The sequence below is a fragment of the Pseudomonas sp. 8209 genome, assembly GCF_028682105.1.
Classification (GTDB): domain Bacteria; phylum Pseudomonadota; class Gammaproteobacteria; order Pseudomonadales; family Pseudomonadaceae; genus Aquipseudomonas; species Aquipseudomonas palmensis.
In genome coordinates this window covers 103,152-117,758 of the sequence record NZ_JANIAH010000009.1, presented here as the reverse complement: position 1 = coordinate 117,758, position 14,607 = coordinate 103,152, and the positions used below count along the sequence as shown (strand labels likewise).

Annotated in this window: 16 protein-coding genes and 1 tRNA gene; 8 read left to right on the top strand and 9 right to left on the bottom strand. The window is 64.8% G+C overall.

What is annotated here, in order from left to right; all coding sequences use genetic code 11:
- The first annotated feature begins 540 nt into the window (after window positions 1–540).
- Window positions 541–1,269 carry an amidotransferase gene (locus tag NP552_RS20030; RefSeq protein ID WP_043862722.1) on the top strand — a complete coding sequence of 243 codons (729 nt, stop codon included), beginning with the start codon at window positions 541–543 and terminating at the stop codon, window positions 1,267–1,269.
- 3 nt (window positions 1,270–1,272) lie between these two features.
- Here the strand turns inward: NP552_RS20030 and NP552_RS20025 are convergent, their stop codons facing one another.
- The 3 genes from NP552_RS20025 to NP552_RS20015 all read right to left on the bottom strand — a co-directional run bounded on the left by NP552_RS20025 (window position 1,273) and on the right by NP552_RS20015 (window position 3,867).
- Window positions 1,273–2,244, bottom strand: coding sequence for a magnesium and cobalt transport protein CorA (locus tag NP552_RS20025; protein WP_043862723.1), 972 nt, complete (start codon window positions 2,242–2,244; stop codon window positions 1,273–1,275).
- A 43-nt stretch (window positions 2,245–2,287) separates the two neighbouring features.
- A complete protein-coding gene (locus tag NP552_RS20020) occupies window positions 2,288–3,031 on the bottom strand; it encodes a lysophospholipid acyltransferase family protein (protein WP_043862724.1) in 744 nt (247 codons plus the stop codon).
- A 146-nt stretch (window positions 3,032–3,177) separates the two neighbouring features.
- Window positions 3,178–3,867 (bottom strand): crotonase/enoyl-CoA hydratase family protein, encoded by a 690-nt coding sequence (locus tag NP552_RS20015; RefSeq protein WP_274097077.1) that lies wholly within the window; start codon window positions 3,865–3,867, stop codon window positions 3,178–3,180.
- Between the two features lie 75 nt (window positions 3,868–3,942).
- On the opposite strand from NP552_RS20015, the gene NP552_RS20010 reads away from it, so the two are divergent.
- The 3 genes from NP552_RS20010 (at window position 3,943) to NP552_RS20000 (ending at window position 4,819) form a co-directional block, all read left to right on the top strand.
- Window positions 3,943–4,140 carry a hypothetical protein gene (locus NP552_RS20010; protein ID WP_143516616.1) on the top strand — a complete coding sequence of 66 codons (198 nt, stop codon included), beginning with the start codon at window positions 3,943–3,945 and terminating at the stop codon, window positions 4,138–4,140.
- Window positions 4,136–4,225, top strand: a tRNA-Ser gene (locus NP552_RS20005). Before NP552_RS20010 ends, NP552_RS20005 begins: the two co-directional genes overlap by 5 nt.
- 78 nt (window positions 4,226–4,303) lie before the next feature.
- Window positions 4,304–4,819 carry a DUF6630 family protein gene (locus tag NP552_RS20000; protein WP_043862726.1) on the top strand — a complete coding sequence of 172 codons (516 nt, stop codon included), beginning with the start codon at window positions 4,304–4,306 and terminating at the stop codon, window positions 4,817–4,819.
- Window positions 4,820–4,907: 88 nt separating this feature from the next.
- Here the strand turns inward: NP552_RS20000 and NP552_RS19995 are convergent, their stop codons facing one another.
- Complete coding sequence (locus NP552_RS19995) at window positions 4,908–7,067, bottom strand: TonB-dependent siderophore receptor (protein WP_274097076.1); 2,160 nt, start codon at window positions 7,065–7,067, stop codon at window positions 4,908–4,910.
- A gap of 103 nt (window positions 7,068–7,170) precedes the next feature.
- Window positions 7,171–8,361: an MFS transporter gene (locus tag NP552_RS19990; protein ID WP_043862728.1), complete on the bottom strand. Its 1,191-nt coding sequence runs from the start codon at window positions 8,359–8,361 to the stop codon at window positions 7,171–7,173.
- A gap of 106 nt (window positions 8,362–8,467) precedes the next feature.
- Here NP552_RS19990 and NP552_RS19985 point away from each other — a divergent pair, with 106 nt between their 5' ends.
- Window positions 8,468–9,355 (top strand): LysR family transcriptional regulator, encoded by an 888-nt coding sequence (locus NP552_RS19985; RefSeq protein WP_100634507.1) that lies wholly within the window; start codon window positions 8,468–8,470, stop codon window positions 9,353–9,355.
- A 38-nt stretch (window positions 9,356–9,393) separates the two neighbouring features.
- Here the strand turns inward: NP552_RS19985 and NP552_RS19980 are convergent, their stop codons facing one another.
- Window positions 9,394–9,876, bottom strand: a complete 483-nt coding sequence (locus NP552_RS19980; RefSeq protein ID WP_043862730.1) for a GreA/GreB family elongation factor — start codon at window positions 9,874–9,876, stop codon at window positions 9,394–9,396.
- Window position 9,877: 1 nt separating this feature from the next.
- Complete coding sequence (locus tag NP552_RS19975; RefSeq protein WP_058541059.1) at window positions 9,878–10,270, bottom strand: hypothetical protein; 393 nt, start codon at window positions 10,268–10,270, stop codon at window positions 9,878–9,880.
- Window positions 10,271–10,407: 137 nt separating this feature from the next.
- Here NP552_RS19975 and earP point away from each other — a divergent pair, with 137 nt between their 5' ends.
- Together earP and NP552_RS19965 are read left to right on the top strand one after the other, a co-directional pair.
- Complete coding sequence (gene earP / locus NP552_RS19970; protein WP_043862732.1) at window positions 10,408–11,541, top strand: elongation factor P maturation arginine rhamnosyltransferase EarP; 1,134 nt, start codon at window positions 10,408–10,410, stop codon at window positions 11,539–11,541.
- 48 nt (window positions 11,542–11,589) lie between these two features.
- Entirely contained in the window at window positions 11,590–12,162 is a 573-nt protein-coding gene (locus NP552_RS19965) for an elongation factor P (protein WP_043862733.1), read from the top strand.
- Window positions 12,163–12,240: 78 nt separating this feature from the next.
- Here the strand turns inward: NP552_RS19965 and NP552_RS19960 are convergent, their stop codons facing one another.
- Window positions 12,241–12,699 (bottom strand): MarR family winged helix-turn-helix transcriptional regulator, encoded by a 459-nt coding sequence (locus tag NP552_RS19960; protein ID WP_043862734.1) that lies wholly within the window; start codon window positions 12,697–12,699, stop codon window positions 12,241–12,243.
- A gap of 51 nt (window positions 12,700–12,750) precedes the next feature.
- A complete protein-coding gene (locus NP552_RS19955) occupies window positions 12,751–13,707 on the bottom strand; it encodes a LysR family transcriptional regulator (protein WP_054915829.1) in 957 nt (318 codons plus the stop codon).
- Window positions 13,708–13,812: 105 nt separating this feature from the next.
- Between NP552_RS19955 and NP552_RS19950 the strand changes: the two genes are divergently transcribed.
- Window positions 13,813–14,562 carry a sulfite exporter TauE/SafE family protein gene (locus tag NP552_RS19950; protein ID WP_043862736.1) on the top strand — a complete coding sequence of 250 codons (750 nt, stop codon included), beginning with the start codon at window positions 13,813–13,815 and terminating at the stop codon, window positions 14,560–14,562.
- Window positions 14,563–14,607: the final 45 nt, after the last annotated feature.

Here is a 14,607-nt window from a genome sequence, read left to right as displayed (position 1 = left end):
CTCCAACCATTCAGGCCGGCAGGATACACCAGCGTTGCGATGATGCCTGGTTACAGAACGGGTGGGCTTCAGCCGAACAGTCGTGTGAGGTTGGGCACGATCAGCAGCAGCGTCGTGGCGAAGAGGATGAGGCCGGCTTGACGTACTTTGGAGTGCTTGAACATGGCGGTCTGCCTTTTTGTTGTTATTCCTGAATGCCGTGTGGCGTCCTTGGCCAGGGTCCGTGATAACCCGCGAGCGCTGTCGAAATGTCCGCGTTGCCCCCGCATCGGACCTGCTTTGCTTCGATATACAACTAACCTTAGGGTCAACGTCACCCGTGTTTTAGAACGCTTTCGTATTAAATGGTGGGTTCTAAGGCACTACGGCTATGAGGCCAAGGGCCATCCGGCGACCATCCCTTCAGCTAGACACGTGCGTGCGCTCCGGGGCATGGCCTACACAGTGTGACCGTTCGTCCGAGTGAACACTTGCCTCCGAGCGCCATTCGCGGCAGGCTCTAGCGACACTTTGTGCCTCATGTCGTTCGGGACTAAATCTATGTCGTTACGCATCTGCATCCTGGAAACCGATGTCCTGCGACCCGAGCTGGTCGATCAGTATCAGGGCTACGGACGGATGTTCGAGCACCTGTTCACCCATCAGCCGATTGCCGCCGAATTTCGCGTGTACAACGTGATGAACGGTGAATACCCCGACGACGACGAGGTGTTCGACGCCTACCTGGTGACCGGCAGCAAGGCCGACTCGTTTGGCGACGACCCGTGGATCGCCAGGCTCAAGACCTTTCTGCTGGACCGCTACAAGCGCGGCGACAAGCTGCTGGGCGTATGCTTCGGCCACCAGTTGCTGGCCCTGTTGCTGGGCGGGCGCAGCGAGCGCGCGCACCAGGGCTGGGGGGTGGGAACCCACCGCTACGTGATGGCGGCCAAGGCGCCGTGGATGAGCCCGCAGGTGGAGGAACTGACCCTGCTGATCAGCCACCAGGACCAGGTTACCCAGCTGCCCGAAAACGCCACGGTGATCGCCTCCAGCGACTTCTGCCCCTATGCCGCCTATCACATTGGCGACCAGGTGCTGTGCTTCCAGGGCCACCCCGAGTTCATCCACGACTATTCCCGTGCCTTGCTCGAGCTGCGCCAGCAGCACCTGGGCCCGGAGGTCTACAGCAAGGGCGTGGCCAGCCTCGACCAGCAACACCAGGGCACCACGGTGGCCGAGTGGATGATGCGCTTTGTCGCGCACAAGCCACAGGGCAGCGCGGCCTGAGGCCTACAGCCAGCCGGAGCGCTTGAAGCTGGCGAACAGTGCCGTGCAGCCCAGGGCGATGACCCCCAGCACGGTGAAGTAGCCGTAGTGCCAGCTCAGCTCCGGCATGTTCTGAAAGTTCATCCCGTAGATGCCCGCCACGGCGGTGGGGAAGGCCAGGATCGCCGCCCAGGCGGCGAACTTGCGCTGGGTGATGCTCTGGCGTGACGACTCCAGCAGCATGCCGATCTCGATGGTCTGGCTGGCGATGTCGCGGATGCTCGACAGGTCTTCCATCTGCCGCGTCACGTGGATCTGCACGTCGCGAAAATACGGGCGCATGTTCTTGTCGATGAACGGGAAGGCCAGGCGCTGCAGCTCTTCGCTGATCTCGACCATCGGTGCCACATAGCGGCGCAGGCGCAGGATGTCGCGACGCAGGCCGTGCAGGCGGCGGATATCGTCTTCCTGCAGCGAACTGCTGAGTACGTTGTTTTCCAGCTCTTCGATCTCGCTGTGAATCGCCTCGCTCACCGGCTGGTAGTTTTCAGTGACGAAGTCGAGCAGTGCATACAGCACGAAGTCTTCGCCGTGCTCGAGCAGCAGCGGCCGGGCCTCGCATCGCTGGCGTACCAGGGCATAGGATTTGGAGTGGCCGTTGCGGCAGGTGATGATGTAGCCGTTGCCGGCAAAGATATGCGTTTCGATGAACTCCAGCCTGCCGTCCTGGCGTACCGGCGAATAGGTCACGATGAACAAGGCATCGCCGAAGGTTTCAAGCTTCGGCCGGCTGTGCTTTTCCAGCGCATCCTCGATTGCCAGTTCATGCAGGTTGAACTGGCGCTGCAGATTGGCCAGTTCCTGCGCGGAGGGCTCTTCCAGACCGATCCACACGAAGTGCCCCGGTTTGCTGGCCCACTCGGCGCCCTCGTCGAGGCTGATGTTGGTGACTTTTCTACCGGCGCTGTAGACCGCTGCCGCTACGACTCGACCCATGGTTGTGCCTTTCCCCCGTTGTCATGCCCCTAGCTTGGTATGACTACGACAAATCGGCAACTGCGCGGCTGGCCTGCAGTTCTTTTTCCATCAGGTCGATGCAGCGCTGCATCTGTTCGCGGCACTGCTCGGCCAGGGCGGGAACATCCTGGTGGGTCATGCCGGTGGTGGAGATCGGCGCCAGCGAGCGGATGATCACCTTCTGCTTGCGCCAGCCGTTGAGGTTCAGGCGCCTGGCGTAGCGGCTCACGCACACCGGCACGATGGGCACGCCGGCTTCGATGGCCATGTGGAACGCGCCCTTCTTGAAGGCCAGCAACCGATCGCCGGCGTTGCGCGTGCCCTCGGGGAATACCCAGATCGAGGTGTCCTGTTCCTGCAGGGTGCGGGTGGTGGTCTGCATGGCGCGTCGGGCCTGGTAGGCGTTGCTGCGATCGACCAGCACATTGCCGCCCAGCCAGAACAGCTGGCCGAACAGGGGGATCCATTTGAGGCTCTTCTTGCCGATGCACACCGTGCGCGGCGGCACCACGTGACCGAGCACGAACAGGTCATGGTTGGATTGGTGGTTGGCCACGATCACGCAGCCCGGGGGCTGGTCGAACAGCGGGCCGACTTCGGCCTGTACCTGCAGGCGCATCAGCCAGGTGGCGGGCCAGCCATACAGGCGCGCGAACACGCGGCTGTTGTCGGGGTTGAAAGGCCGACACAGGCCGATGAGCACACCCAGTATGCCCACCAGAACAAAATGCAGGCCCAGGAGGGGCATGCGGATCAGAAACAGCATTGTGGTTAACCCCGGACAAAACGCGGCGCAGTGTACGGTTGTGCACAGCCCGGGGCAAACTTAAAGCTTCGCCGGCAAGTCCGGCTCCTGCAACGGTTGCGTCCCCTGCAGGAGCCGGCCTTGCCGGCGAATGGCGCGACCCGCTATCAGACCGGGTGTTCCTGGTCGCGAATGATCGCGTCGTCCAGCAGGTCCAGCAGCGCCTTGCGCACCTTGAGCTTGGTCTTCTTGTGCGCGTTCATGTTGATGGTCTTGAGTTGCTGCGCCGCTGCCAGGGCGGTTGCGTGCAACTGCTCCCCCGGCACCACCTTGTCGAGGAAGCCGGCATCCACGGCACTGGCCGGGTCGAACATCTCGGCATTGATGACCGAGCGGTGGAAGGCCGAGCGACGCAGGCGATCACGCGCCAGCTCGATGCCGGCGTGGTGCATGGTCATGCCGATCTGCACTTCATTCAGGCCGATGCGGAACGGGCCTTCGACGCCGATGCGGTAGTCGGCCGACAGCAGCAGGAATGCACCCTTGGCCACGGCGTGGCCAGGGCAGGCGACGATCACCGGGAACGGATGCGACAGCAGGCGCCGGGAGAGCGTCGAGCCGGCGGTCACCAGCGCGATGGAGGCCTGTGGCCCAGAGGTCATCACCTTGAGGTCGTAGCCACCGGAGAGGATGCCCGGCTGGCCGGTGAGGATGACGACGGCGCGATCCTGCACGGCACGGTCCAGTGCATCGTTGAAGGCTGCGATCACGTCCGGTGAAATGGCGTTGACCTTGCCGTTGTTCAGGGTCAGCGTCGCGATGCCGTCTTCCAGTTGGTAGGTAACCAGCTCACTCATGACAGAGTTCCTTTAGGTGGAGTGGGGCTGACGTTACCCAGCTGCCGCGGTCAGGTAAAGCACCAAGGCTGACCGATGAGTCAGGCGCAGCACGCCGGCCCAGGCACCACGGGCTTCGTGCATGGACCACAGCCGAACCACGCCAGAGATTGGCAGCTTTGCCACTGCTGGCTTAAGCGCATGAATATTCTGAAAAAAACCTTTGCCATTCAAAGTGCTTTCGACTACATTAGCGCGCCTCGACAGGCTGAACAGCTTGGCGAGAACCGGTGAAGTGTCCGAGTGGCTGAAGGAGCACGCCTGGAAAGTGTGTATACAGGAAACTGTATCAAGGGTTCGAATCCCTTCTTCACCGCCATATTCAGATACGCGAAGAGCCCCCGAACTTGAAAGAGTCCGGGGGCTTTTTGTTGGGCCATTGAAAAGGAAGTTTCAGATGCTTGCAGAGTGCTTTTCCGAACAGCAGATTCTTGCCGCCGAGCAATTGATTGCTCTTGTCAGCCCCACGCCCGAAATGGCCGCCGAGCATCTTCAGGCGTTTCGCGAGCTGGAGCTGGACGAGGATGACATCGAAGAGTTCGAGGACGATCCCAAGCAACTGATGTGGATGGTCAAGGACATCGCCGACTGGGAGTCGGTGTTCTACGTCGACTGGAAGGACACCGAGTCGTTCGTGCAAAGCGTCCAGCAACTGGCAGAAGCACGTGACGCCCAGGTGACCTTTGGCGTGGATGACCCGGAAGATGAAGACTTCCTGGAAAACCACAGCGTGTCGCAACTGATGGTGCTGGCCCATGCCGAGCTTCAGAAGCAGGGCCTGGTGCTGTGGAACTGGTCGACGCTGGAGGACTGCTACAGCGGCTTCATCACCACTCCGGCCGCGGCGGCCGACCTGAGCGAAATCGCCGGGATACTGGAAGTGCAGTTCCGCGAGGGCAGCGAGCCGTTCTGATCGGCGGCGCGCTGTTCGCCAGCCAGGCTGGCTTCTGCAGGCAACGCGAACGCCTGTGCAGGAGCCGGCCTTGCCGGCGAACGCATTCTCAGAAGCTCACAGCAGCCGACACCCGCGCAGTTCGCGGCGCGCCCTGAAACAGGTAGCCGTCGCCCAGATATTCCCCCGCGTCCCTCCAGTAGCGCCGATCGAACACGTTATCCACTGTCAGGCGCAGCACCGTGTCATACCCGCCGATGCGCGTGCGATAGCGGCTGCCAATGTCGAACACCGCATAGCCACCCACCGCCACCGTACCTGCCTGGTTGGCATACTTGCTCGCGCTGTAGCGCGCCCCACCCAGCAGCGCCAACCCCGGTACTCCCGGGAGGCTGTAGTCGGCCTGCAGCGCCGCGCGCAGGTTCGGCACATTCAGCGCCTGATGGTCGTCGTACGCCCGCGTGCCGCTGCCGCCGACCCGTGCACGAATGGCCGCGGCACTGGCGTTGATCTGCAGGTTCGACGTTACCCAGCCGCTGGCCGCCAGCTCCAGGCCGGTGTTCTTCTGCTGCCCCTGCTGCACGTAGGTGAAGTCACCGCTGCCATCCGGCTGGGCATACTGATACCCCTGGCGCAGCTGGAACAGCGCCGCGCTCAGGCTCATGCGCTGCCATTCACGCTTGATACCCAGTTCGAGCTGGCGTGACGTGGTGGGGGCCAGGATGTCCTGGCTGTTGAGCGCGAACCACGGCGCGGCATTGCCCGACGACAGCCCCTTGCTGTAGCTGGCGTACAGCGAAATGTCCGCGCGCGGCTTGTAGATCAGCGCGGCGTTGGGCAGCAGTTCATATTGCCGGGTATGCCGGCGCAGGTTCCCATCTTCACCAAAGGCCTGCTCGTCCAGGCGTACAACGCGCGCACCGAGTACCGTCTGCCAGTGTTCGTCGAAGCTGATCCGGTCGCTGGCGAACAGGCCGTACTGGCGGCTGTCGAGGCGGCGTTCGCGGTGGCCCGGGCTGCCGTCGAAGGGCTCCAGTGCCGGCGTAGGCTGGTAGATGTTGCCGCTGCCGATCCACTCGTTGAACGTCGGTCGCTGGTCGACAGTGCGCCGTTGCGCGCTGCTGCCGACCGTCAGCTCGTGCTCCAGGCCCGCCAGGGCAAACTGGCCGTTGAGGGTGACCTGTGCCTCGTCGGTGCGCCGGGTATCGTCCGGGCTGCGGTAGTCGTAGATGTCGTAGTCGCCCTCGGGGCTGAAGTAGTTCGGCACCTTCGAGCCTGCGCAGCTGGCGGCGCCGTAGCAACCCCAGGCGAACGCGCTGTAGTCGTCGATCACCACGCGGCTGCGCGAAGCGCTCACGCTGCCGGTCCAGGTGTCGCTGAAGCGGTATTCGAAGCGACCGCCCAGGTTCAGCGAGTCGATCTGCACCGGCTTGGCCCAGTGCTGATAGGCCAGGCGATCGTCGGGGTCGATGCCGTGGGGCAGGCGGTTGCCGCCGAGCAACTGGTAGCCGGGCACCGAGCGCTGCTCGCGCTGCTGGTACTCGACATCCAGTTGCAGCAGCGCATCCGGGTTCACTTGCCAGTCGAAGGCCAGCGAAGCGAAGTCGCGCTGGCCGTCGGCATGGTCGACGTAGGAGCGGATATCTTCATGGGCCAGGTTTGCGCGCAGGCCGAACTGGCGTTCGCTGCCAAACCAGCCGCCCAGGTCGGTGGCGATGTAGCGCTCGCCCAGGGCCGTGCTCGATACCGTGAGCGAACGGATATCCTGCGGGCGCTTGGTCACATAGTTGATCAGCCCGCCGGGTTCGGCTACTCCGCTTTGCAGGCCCGACAGCCCCTTGAGCAACTCGACCTGCTGCTTGTTCTCGAGCGCCACGTTCTGCTCGCCGGCGATGGTCTGGCCGTTGATGGTGTAGCTGTGGGCGGCGTCCAGTTCGAAGCCGCGCACGTTGAAGTTCTCGTAGTAGCCGATGGGCGCATAGCTCTCGCCGACCGAGGCATCGCTTTGCAGCACCTCGCTGAGCAGGCGCACCTGGCGGTCCTGCAGCAACTGTTCGGTGAACACCGACACCGAGGCGGGGGTGTCGAGCAGCGGCGCCGCGCCAAAGCCGGCCACCGAGGCCTGGCGCGGCTGGTAGCCGTCCTCGAGCACATCGGACACGTTCAGGGGCGCGAGGGTGATGCCGCTGTCGGCCAGGGTGGTGGACGAGCTCAGGGCCAGGCCGAGGCTCAGCAGCCCCAGGGGCAGGCGAGGGTGGTGCAGGGTCATGCGCAGGTTCCTTGAGGGCCAGCAACAGGCGCGCCGGCAGGCGGGGCGCCATGTTACCTGAAGGGGGCCTGCGGGTAGGAGCCAGCCTTGCTGGCGAACGCCGTTACGCGGCCTTCACCTGAGCCGAGCGGCGCTCCACCCACAGCCACACCACCAGCGCCACGCCGCCGATCACCAGCCCCGCCACCACGATGCCGTTCCAGCCGTGGGCCTGGAACAACTGCGTACCCAACAGCGAGCCCAGTGCGCCACCGATGAAGTAGCAGGTGATGTACCCGGCATTGAGTCGGTTGCGCGCCTCGGGGCGCAGGGCGATCACCGCGTTCTGGTTGCTCACGTGCACCAGCTGTACCGCCAGGTCGAGCACCAGCACGCCAATCAGCAGGGCGGCGAGCGACACCTGGGCGAAGGCCAGCGGTACCCAGGCCAGCACCAGGGCCAGCAGCCCCACGGTGGTGCCCAGCGAGCCCTTGCCGCGGTCGGCCAGGCGCCCGGCCCAGTTGGCGGCCAGCGCGCCGGCAGCACCGGCCAGGCCGAACAGCCCGATCACCGCATCGGAGTAGTGGTAAGGCTCGGCTGCCAGCAGAAACGCCAGGGGTGTCCAGAACAGCGCGAACAGGCAGAACGACAGCAGCCCCAGCAACGAGCGCAGGCGCAGCACCGGCTCATCCACGAACAGGCGGAACACCGAACCGATCAGTGCGGGGTACTTGAGCCCGGCGTGCTGGTGGCGCTCGGGCAGGGCCCTGGCCAGGGCGATGGCGCTCAGGGCCATGAGCGCAGCGGCCAGCAGGTAGATGCTGCGCCAGTCACCCAGGGTCGCCATGAACCCGGCAGCGGTGCGCGCCAGCAGAATGCCCAGCAGCAGACCGCTCATCAGCGTGCCGACCACTCGCCCGCGCTCGGACGGGTCGCTCAGGCCGGCGGCCATCGGCACCAGTACCTGCGCCACCACCGAGAACAGCCCGGTCAGGGTGGTGCCGATCAGCAGCCACATCAGGCTGGGGGCGAAGGCGCTGATCAGCAGGCCGACCGTGGCGATGGCGATCATGCTGACGATCAGGCGGCGTTGTTCGAACAGGTCACCCAGCGGCGCGAGCAGCAACAGGCCGGCGCCGTAGCTCAGCTGGGCAGCAATCACGATGCTGCCGGCGGTGGCGGTGGTCAGGCCGAAATGCTGAGCGATGCTGTGCAGCAAGGGCTGCGCATAGTAGTTGCTGGCCACGGCCAGGCCGGTGGCGGTGGCCATCAGCAGAATCAGGGCGCGGCTCAGGTGAGTTGTGGCGGGGGCCATGGACCGTCTCGTTGTCAGGGGGGAAGGGGAGTGCATTATCGAAAATGCGCTAGCATGACGCCAATGAATCGTTTAGATCCCATCAATCTCTTATGCAGATGGAAAGATGAACCTCAAGCAGATCGAATACGCGCTGGCGGTGGCCGATACCGGTAGTTTCACCCGTGCGGCCGAACGTTGTCATGTGGTGCAGTCGGCTTTGAGTCATCAGGTGGCGCGCCTGGAGTCGCAACTGGGCACCTTGCTGTTCGAGCGCAGCTCGCGCCGGGTGCGCCTTACACCTGCCGGCGAAGCCTTCGTGCTCAGCGCACGCACGGCGCTGGAGGCCACCCGGCGCATCGCCGAGGACGTGGCCGCAGCCTGTGGCGAAGTGCGCGGGCGCTTGTCCATCGGCGAGATCAGCTCGCTGACCGAGCTGGACCTGGTGGACCTGCTGGCCGGTTTTCACGGGCAGTACCCGCAGGTGGACATTCGCTGGCTGATCGGCAAGAGCGAGCTGCTGATTGCCGATGTGCGCGAACGGCGCCTGGATGTGGCGTTCATCGGCGTCTGGCCGGGGGAACCGCTGGCGGGGGTGGCGTCGCGCCTGCTGGCGGCCGAGGAACTGGTGGCGGTGCTGCCGCTGCAGCACCCCCTGGCAGGCATCGGGCGTCTGGCGCTGGAGCAACTGGAAGACCAGCCCCTGGTGGACTTCCAGGCTGGCAGCGGCGCGCGTCGACAGACCGACGAGGCATTTGCCGCCGCAGGGGTGCGTCATCGGGTGCAGTTCGAGGTGGGCAGTATCGGCCTGATCGAGAAGTTCGTGCAGCGTGGCCTGGCCCTGGGGCTGGTACCGGCAAGGATCGCCGCAGGCTTCAAGGGCATTGCCGCAGTACCGGTGTGCTATGCCCCGGTGCGCCACCTGTACGCGATCTGGTCGACCACCCCGACGCCGGCGGCGCGGGCCTTCGTCCAGTTGCTGGAGCAGAACCTGGCGGCAAGGGCAAGCCATTAGCCGTGGCAGCCTCTTTGCTGGCAAGCCAGCGAAGTGCTTCAGAGCACTTCCACCAGTTCGTAGACCTGGCGCCCATTGCCCAGTACCAGCACCACCTCGTCGCCCTCGAGCTTGCCCATCAGGCTTTGCCCCAAAGGTGAGCGCGGGGTGATCACCGTGATCAGCGCCTGCCCTTCGCCGATTTTCAGCCCTGCCGCTTCCGGCCCCAGGAACACGCGCTGCTGGCGATCCTGTTCGTCGGCCAGCAGCACCAGGTTGCTCAGTTGCACGCCGGCCTCGGGGTCGTAGTCGCGCAGGGTCAGTTGCTGGTACGCCAGCCGTGCCTGGCGAATCTCCTCCATGCGCCGGGCCTGCCCGGTGGCCAGGTACGAGGCTTCCAGGCCGAGGGTGTCGTACTTGTTCTCGGCGATGTTCTCCTCGGCAGTGGCCGCCTCATACGCGGTCTGCGCAGCACGTTGTGCCACGTCGAGGTCGACGCCCAGGCGCTCGATGATGCGCGCCAGCAGGTCGGTCTTGTTCATCTCAGTTGCAGAACTCAAGGACATTGGCGCGGCTTTTCTCGGTGGGGGCGGTACGGTTCTGTTGCAGCCAGAACTGGCATCTGGGGTTGGACAGGTTGCGCGGGCTGCCCTGGGCCTGCTCCTCGGCCTGCTGCACCGCCTGATCGTGCAGGATCTGCTTGTACTGCTCGAACATGCGGTTCTGCTCCGGCGACTGCTGCGGCGCCAGGGCCGGCGCGGGCGGGGCGATCACCTCGTGCAGGGGCTGGCGCAGGTCGGGCAGGTACTGCCAGCCCAGCCACAGGGTCAGCATGATGGCAACGAAGCCCAGCCACAGGCCGATGGCCACGCACAGGATCAGTTGCAGCGGGTTTTGCGAAATTTTCAGTTCACGGCGACGCGCACGGTACGACATGGCAGCCTCCTGGCCAGGACAATGGCGGCGATTGTCGCATGCAGCGCGGGTTTTATTCAGCCTCGCTACTGTTGTCTGCAATGATTAACCCGGACAATCGGCGCTTTTTGTTTCCGGCTCAACGCGAGGTGCCTGCCATGAAACCGACCTGGGATATCTTCTGTTGCGTCGTCGACAACTATGGCGACATCGGCGTCACCTGGCGCCTGGCCCGGCAACTGGTGGCCGAACACGACGTGGCGGTGCGCCTGTGGGTGGATGAACTGGCGGCCTTCGTGCGCCTGTGCCCCGAGGCGGACGCCCAGGCCCGGCAGCAATGGCAGCAAGGCGTCGAGGTGTGCCTGTGGCCGGCCGACTGGCAGCCGACGGCAGTGCCGGACGTGGTGATCGGCGCCTTCGGCTGCCACTTGCCAGCGGCCTATGTCCAGGCCATGCAGGACCGCACCGTGCCGGCAGTGTGGCTGAACCTGGAGTACCTGAGCGCCGAGGGCTGGGTGGAAGGCTGCCACGGCCTGCCGTCGCCCCAGGCCAATGGCCTGCGCAAGGTGTTCTTCTTTCCGGGGTTCACGCCCGGTACCGGCGGGTTGCTGCGCGAAGCCACGTTGCTGACGCGGCGCAAGGCGTTCGAAGACGACCCGCAGGCCCGTCAGGCATTCCTGCGCGGCCTGGGCGTGAGGGTGCATGAGGGTGCACGGCTGATCTCGTTGTTCGCCTATGAGAACCCGGGCCTGGCCAGTTGGCTCGATGTGCTGGCCGCCGACACCCGCCCCAGTCACCTGCTGGTGCCCGAGGGGCGCATCCTGGGGGATGTGCAGGCCTGGCTGGGCGAGAGCGGGCTGGGGGTGGGCAGTGTGACGCAGCGTGGGGCGCTGACGGTGCAGATCCTGCCCTTCGTCAGCCAGGATGACTATGATCGGCTGCTGTGGTGCTGCGAGTTCAATGCGGTGCGCGGCGAGGACTCGTTCGTGCGTGCTCAGTGGGCCGGGCGGCCACTGCTGTGGCATATCTATGTGCAGGAAGAGTACGCCCACTGGGAAAAGCTCGAGGCCTTTCTGGACCATTACACCCAGGGCCTGTCGGCCCCGGCAGCCGCCGCGCTGGTGGCGCTGTGGCGGGCCTGGAACATGGATCGCGACATGGGCCAGGCGTGGCGCGAGCTGCTGGCGCACTGGCCGGAACTGAGCGCCCACGCCGAGCGCTGGTGCGCCGCGCAGGCCGCTCAGCCGGACCTTGCCACGGCGCTGGTACAGTTTTGTCGAAATTCGCTATGATATGCGGCCTCGATTTTTGTAAATCCATCCAAATTCGGATATCTCGCAATGAAAACTGGTAAAGAGCTGAAACCCGGTACCGTGATCCGTATCGACAACGACCCTTGGCTGGTTCAGAAAGCTGAATTCACCAAATCGGGCCGTAACAGCGCGATCATGAAGACCAAGCTGAAAAACCTGCTGACCGGCTACAAGACCGAAACCGTCTACAGCGCCGACGACAAGCTGGACGACGTGATCCTCGACCGCAAAGAAGCGACCCTGTCCTTCATCAGCGGCGACACCTACACGTTCATGGACACCACCGACTACACCATGTACGAGCTGAACGCCGAAGACATCGAAAGCGTTCTGCCTTTCGTTGAAGAAGGCATGACCGATGTATGCGAAGCCGTATTCTTCGAAGACCGCCTGGTTTCCGTAGAGCTGCCGACCACCATCGTGCGTCAGGTCGACTACACCGAAGGTTCCGCCCGTGGCGATACCTCCGGCAAGGTCATGAAGCCTGCCAAACTGAAGAACGGTACCGAGCTGTCGGTTGCCGACTTCATCGAGATCGGTGACTGGATCGAGATCGACACCCGCGAAGGTGGCTCCTACAAGGGCCGCGCCAAGGTTTAAACCTGGCGATCTGCGCGAACACGAAAACCCGGCCAAGGCCGGGTTTTTTTATGCCCTGCGTGCGCGGCTGCGGCGCCGTCAGAGGCTGTTCTGCAGGTTGTCGCGCAGCGCCAGCAGCTCGGCCTGCAAGCGTTGCAGGCGCTCCAGCGAGTGGCCGCTGGCGCCCAGGATGCACGGCGGTATCGAGCGTGCCTGCGCTTGCAGGGCACGCCCCTGGGCAGTCAGTTGCACGATCACCACGCGCTCGTCCTCGCGGCTGCGGGTGCGCTTGAGCAGGCCCTCGGCTTCCAGGCGCTTGAGCAAGGGCGTGAGCGAGCCGGGGTCGGTCAGCAGGCGATGGCTGATTTCGCCGACGGTCAGCCCGTCCTGCTCCCATAGCACCAGCATGGCCAGGTACTGCGGGTAGGTCAGGCCCAGTGCCTGCAGCAGTGGCTTGTACACCTTGGTCATGAGCAGTGACGTGGAGTGCAGGGCGAAGCACACCTGATTGTCGAGCAGCAGCTCATCGTAAACGGGCGCTTTGGAGGTGGCGTTCATGCGGCTCCTTTCTATCTGGTCCATGAAATGGTGGCGCGCATGCTATGCGCGCTATTGCCAGCGCAGCTCGCTCTGCAGTGCCAGGTCCCAGGGAGGGATGGGGCTGAAGCGGCTCTTGAGGAATTCGAGCAGCAAACGGCTGCGAGAGTTCGTTTCATGTTCAAGGCGCAATGCATAGACACCGCTGGTTTCGGCCGGGGGCAGCCCGTTCTCGCAGAACAGCGGCAGCAGGTCGCCGCGCAGCAGGTACTCGCTGATCAGCCAGGTGGGCAGGTGCGCGATGCCCAGGCCCGCCAGGGCGCCGAACAGCAGGGTCTCGGCGTTGTTGGCGCTCATGCGCATGCGCGAGGGGCGCAGCAGACGCATCTGCCCGTCCACCGCGAAGCGCCAGGCGAAGGGTGGGGCCAGGCCATCCCAGTCCAGCCCGTCGTGCTCTGGCAGGTCGCAGGGGCTGGCAGGCACGCCGCGGGCCTGCAGGTAGGCGGGGCTGGCGCAGGCAATGCGCACCATGTACGCCAGCGGTGTTGCCACCAGCCGGGTATCGGCCAGAGGGCCTGCACGCAGCACCAGGTCGACTTCGCCCAGGTGCGCGCCCTGCAGGTCGACGAAGCTGTCGATCAGGCGCAGTTGTACATCCAGGCCCGGGTACGCCACCAGAAAATCGGCGATGGCCGGTGCCAGGTGGCGGCGGCCGAACGCCGAAGGCGCATCGATGCGGATCAGGCCCTCCGGTGCATTGCTCAGCGACACGGCCTCGGCGCGGGCCAGACGCAGTTCTTCGACGATACGCCGGGCGCGTTCGGCGAATGCATTGCCGGCGGGCGTGGGGCGTACCGCATGGGTGCTGCGCACGAACAGGCGGCTGCCCACGGCGGCCTCCAGGGTATCGATGCGTCGGGCCACCGCCGAAGGGGTCAGCGGGTGGCGCCGCGCCGCGGCAGAAAAGCTGCCGCTTTCGAGCACATCGAGAAACAGGCTCAGGTGTTGGGTGAGGGCGTCCGGGGTCATGGTGATTGCTTGTGCGAATTGGGCACAGCCATTGTGCGTTGCTGTGCGTTTCCCCGCTAGCCCGCCATCGGTAGCATGGCGCTATTGCAGAGCAGAGAGGCGAACATGGTCGAGTGGTTGATGTACATCGTATTGGGAGCAGGGCTGGGTACCTTGGGCGGGCTGTTCGGGATCGGCGGCGGCCTGATCGCGATCCCCGTGCTGGGCGTGCTGTTCGGCCTTGACCAGCAACTGGCCCAGGGCACCGCGCTGGTGATGGTGGTGCCGAACGTGTTGCTGGCGCTGTGGCGCTATCACCAGCGCAATCGCATCGAGCTGCGTCATGCATTGCCCTTGTCGCTGGCCGGCTTCGTGTTCGCCTGGCTCGGCTCGATCTGGGCAGTGGGGTTGGATGCACAGGCCATGCGCGTCGGCTTCGTGGTGTTTCTGGTGGCGCTGACGGTGTGGAACCTGGTGCGCATGTTCACTCGCAACGCGCCGCCTTCGACCGAGTTGCGCCAGCCCTGGCCCTGGCTGGGTGTGCTGGGCGGGGGTGCCGGTGTGGTCGGCGGGCTGTTCGGGGTAGGGGGCGCGGTGGTCGCCACACCGGTGCTGACCAGTGTGTTCGGCACCACCCAGGTGGTTGCCCAGGGCCTGTCGCTGGCACTGGCGGCGCCCAGTACCTCGGTCACGCTGCTGACCTACGGGCTGCACCAGCATGTGGACTGGAACATGGGCATCGCGCTGGCACTGGGCGGCTTGCTGAGTATCAGCTGGGGAGTGAAGCTGGCCCATGCGCTGCCGGAAAAGGTCCTGCGCTCGTTGTTCTGTGTGTTTCTGGTGGTGTGCGCGTTGATGCTGGGCTTCAGGGTCTGAAGCCCGCCGCGGGTCGAGCCGGCACGGCCGTCGAGGGCCGTGCAG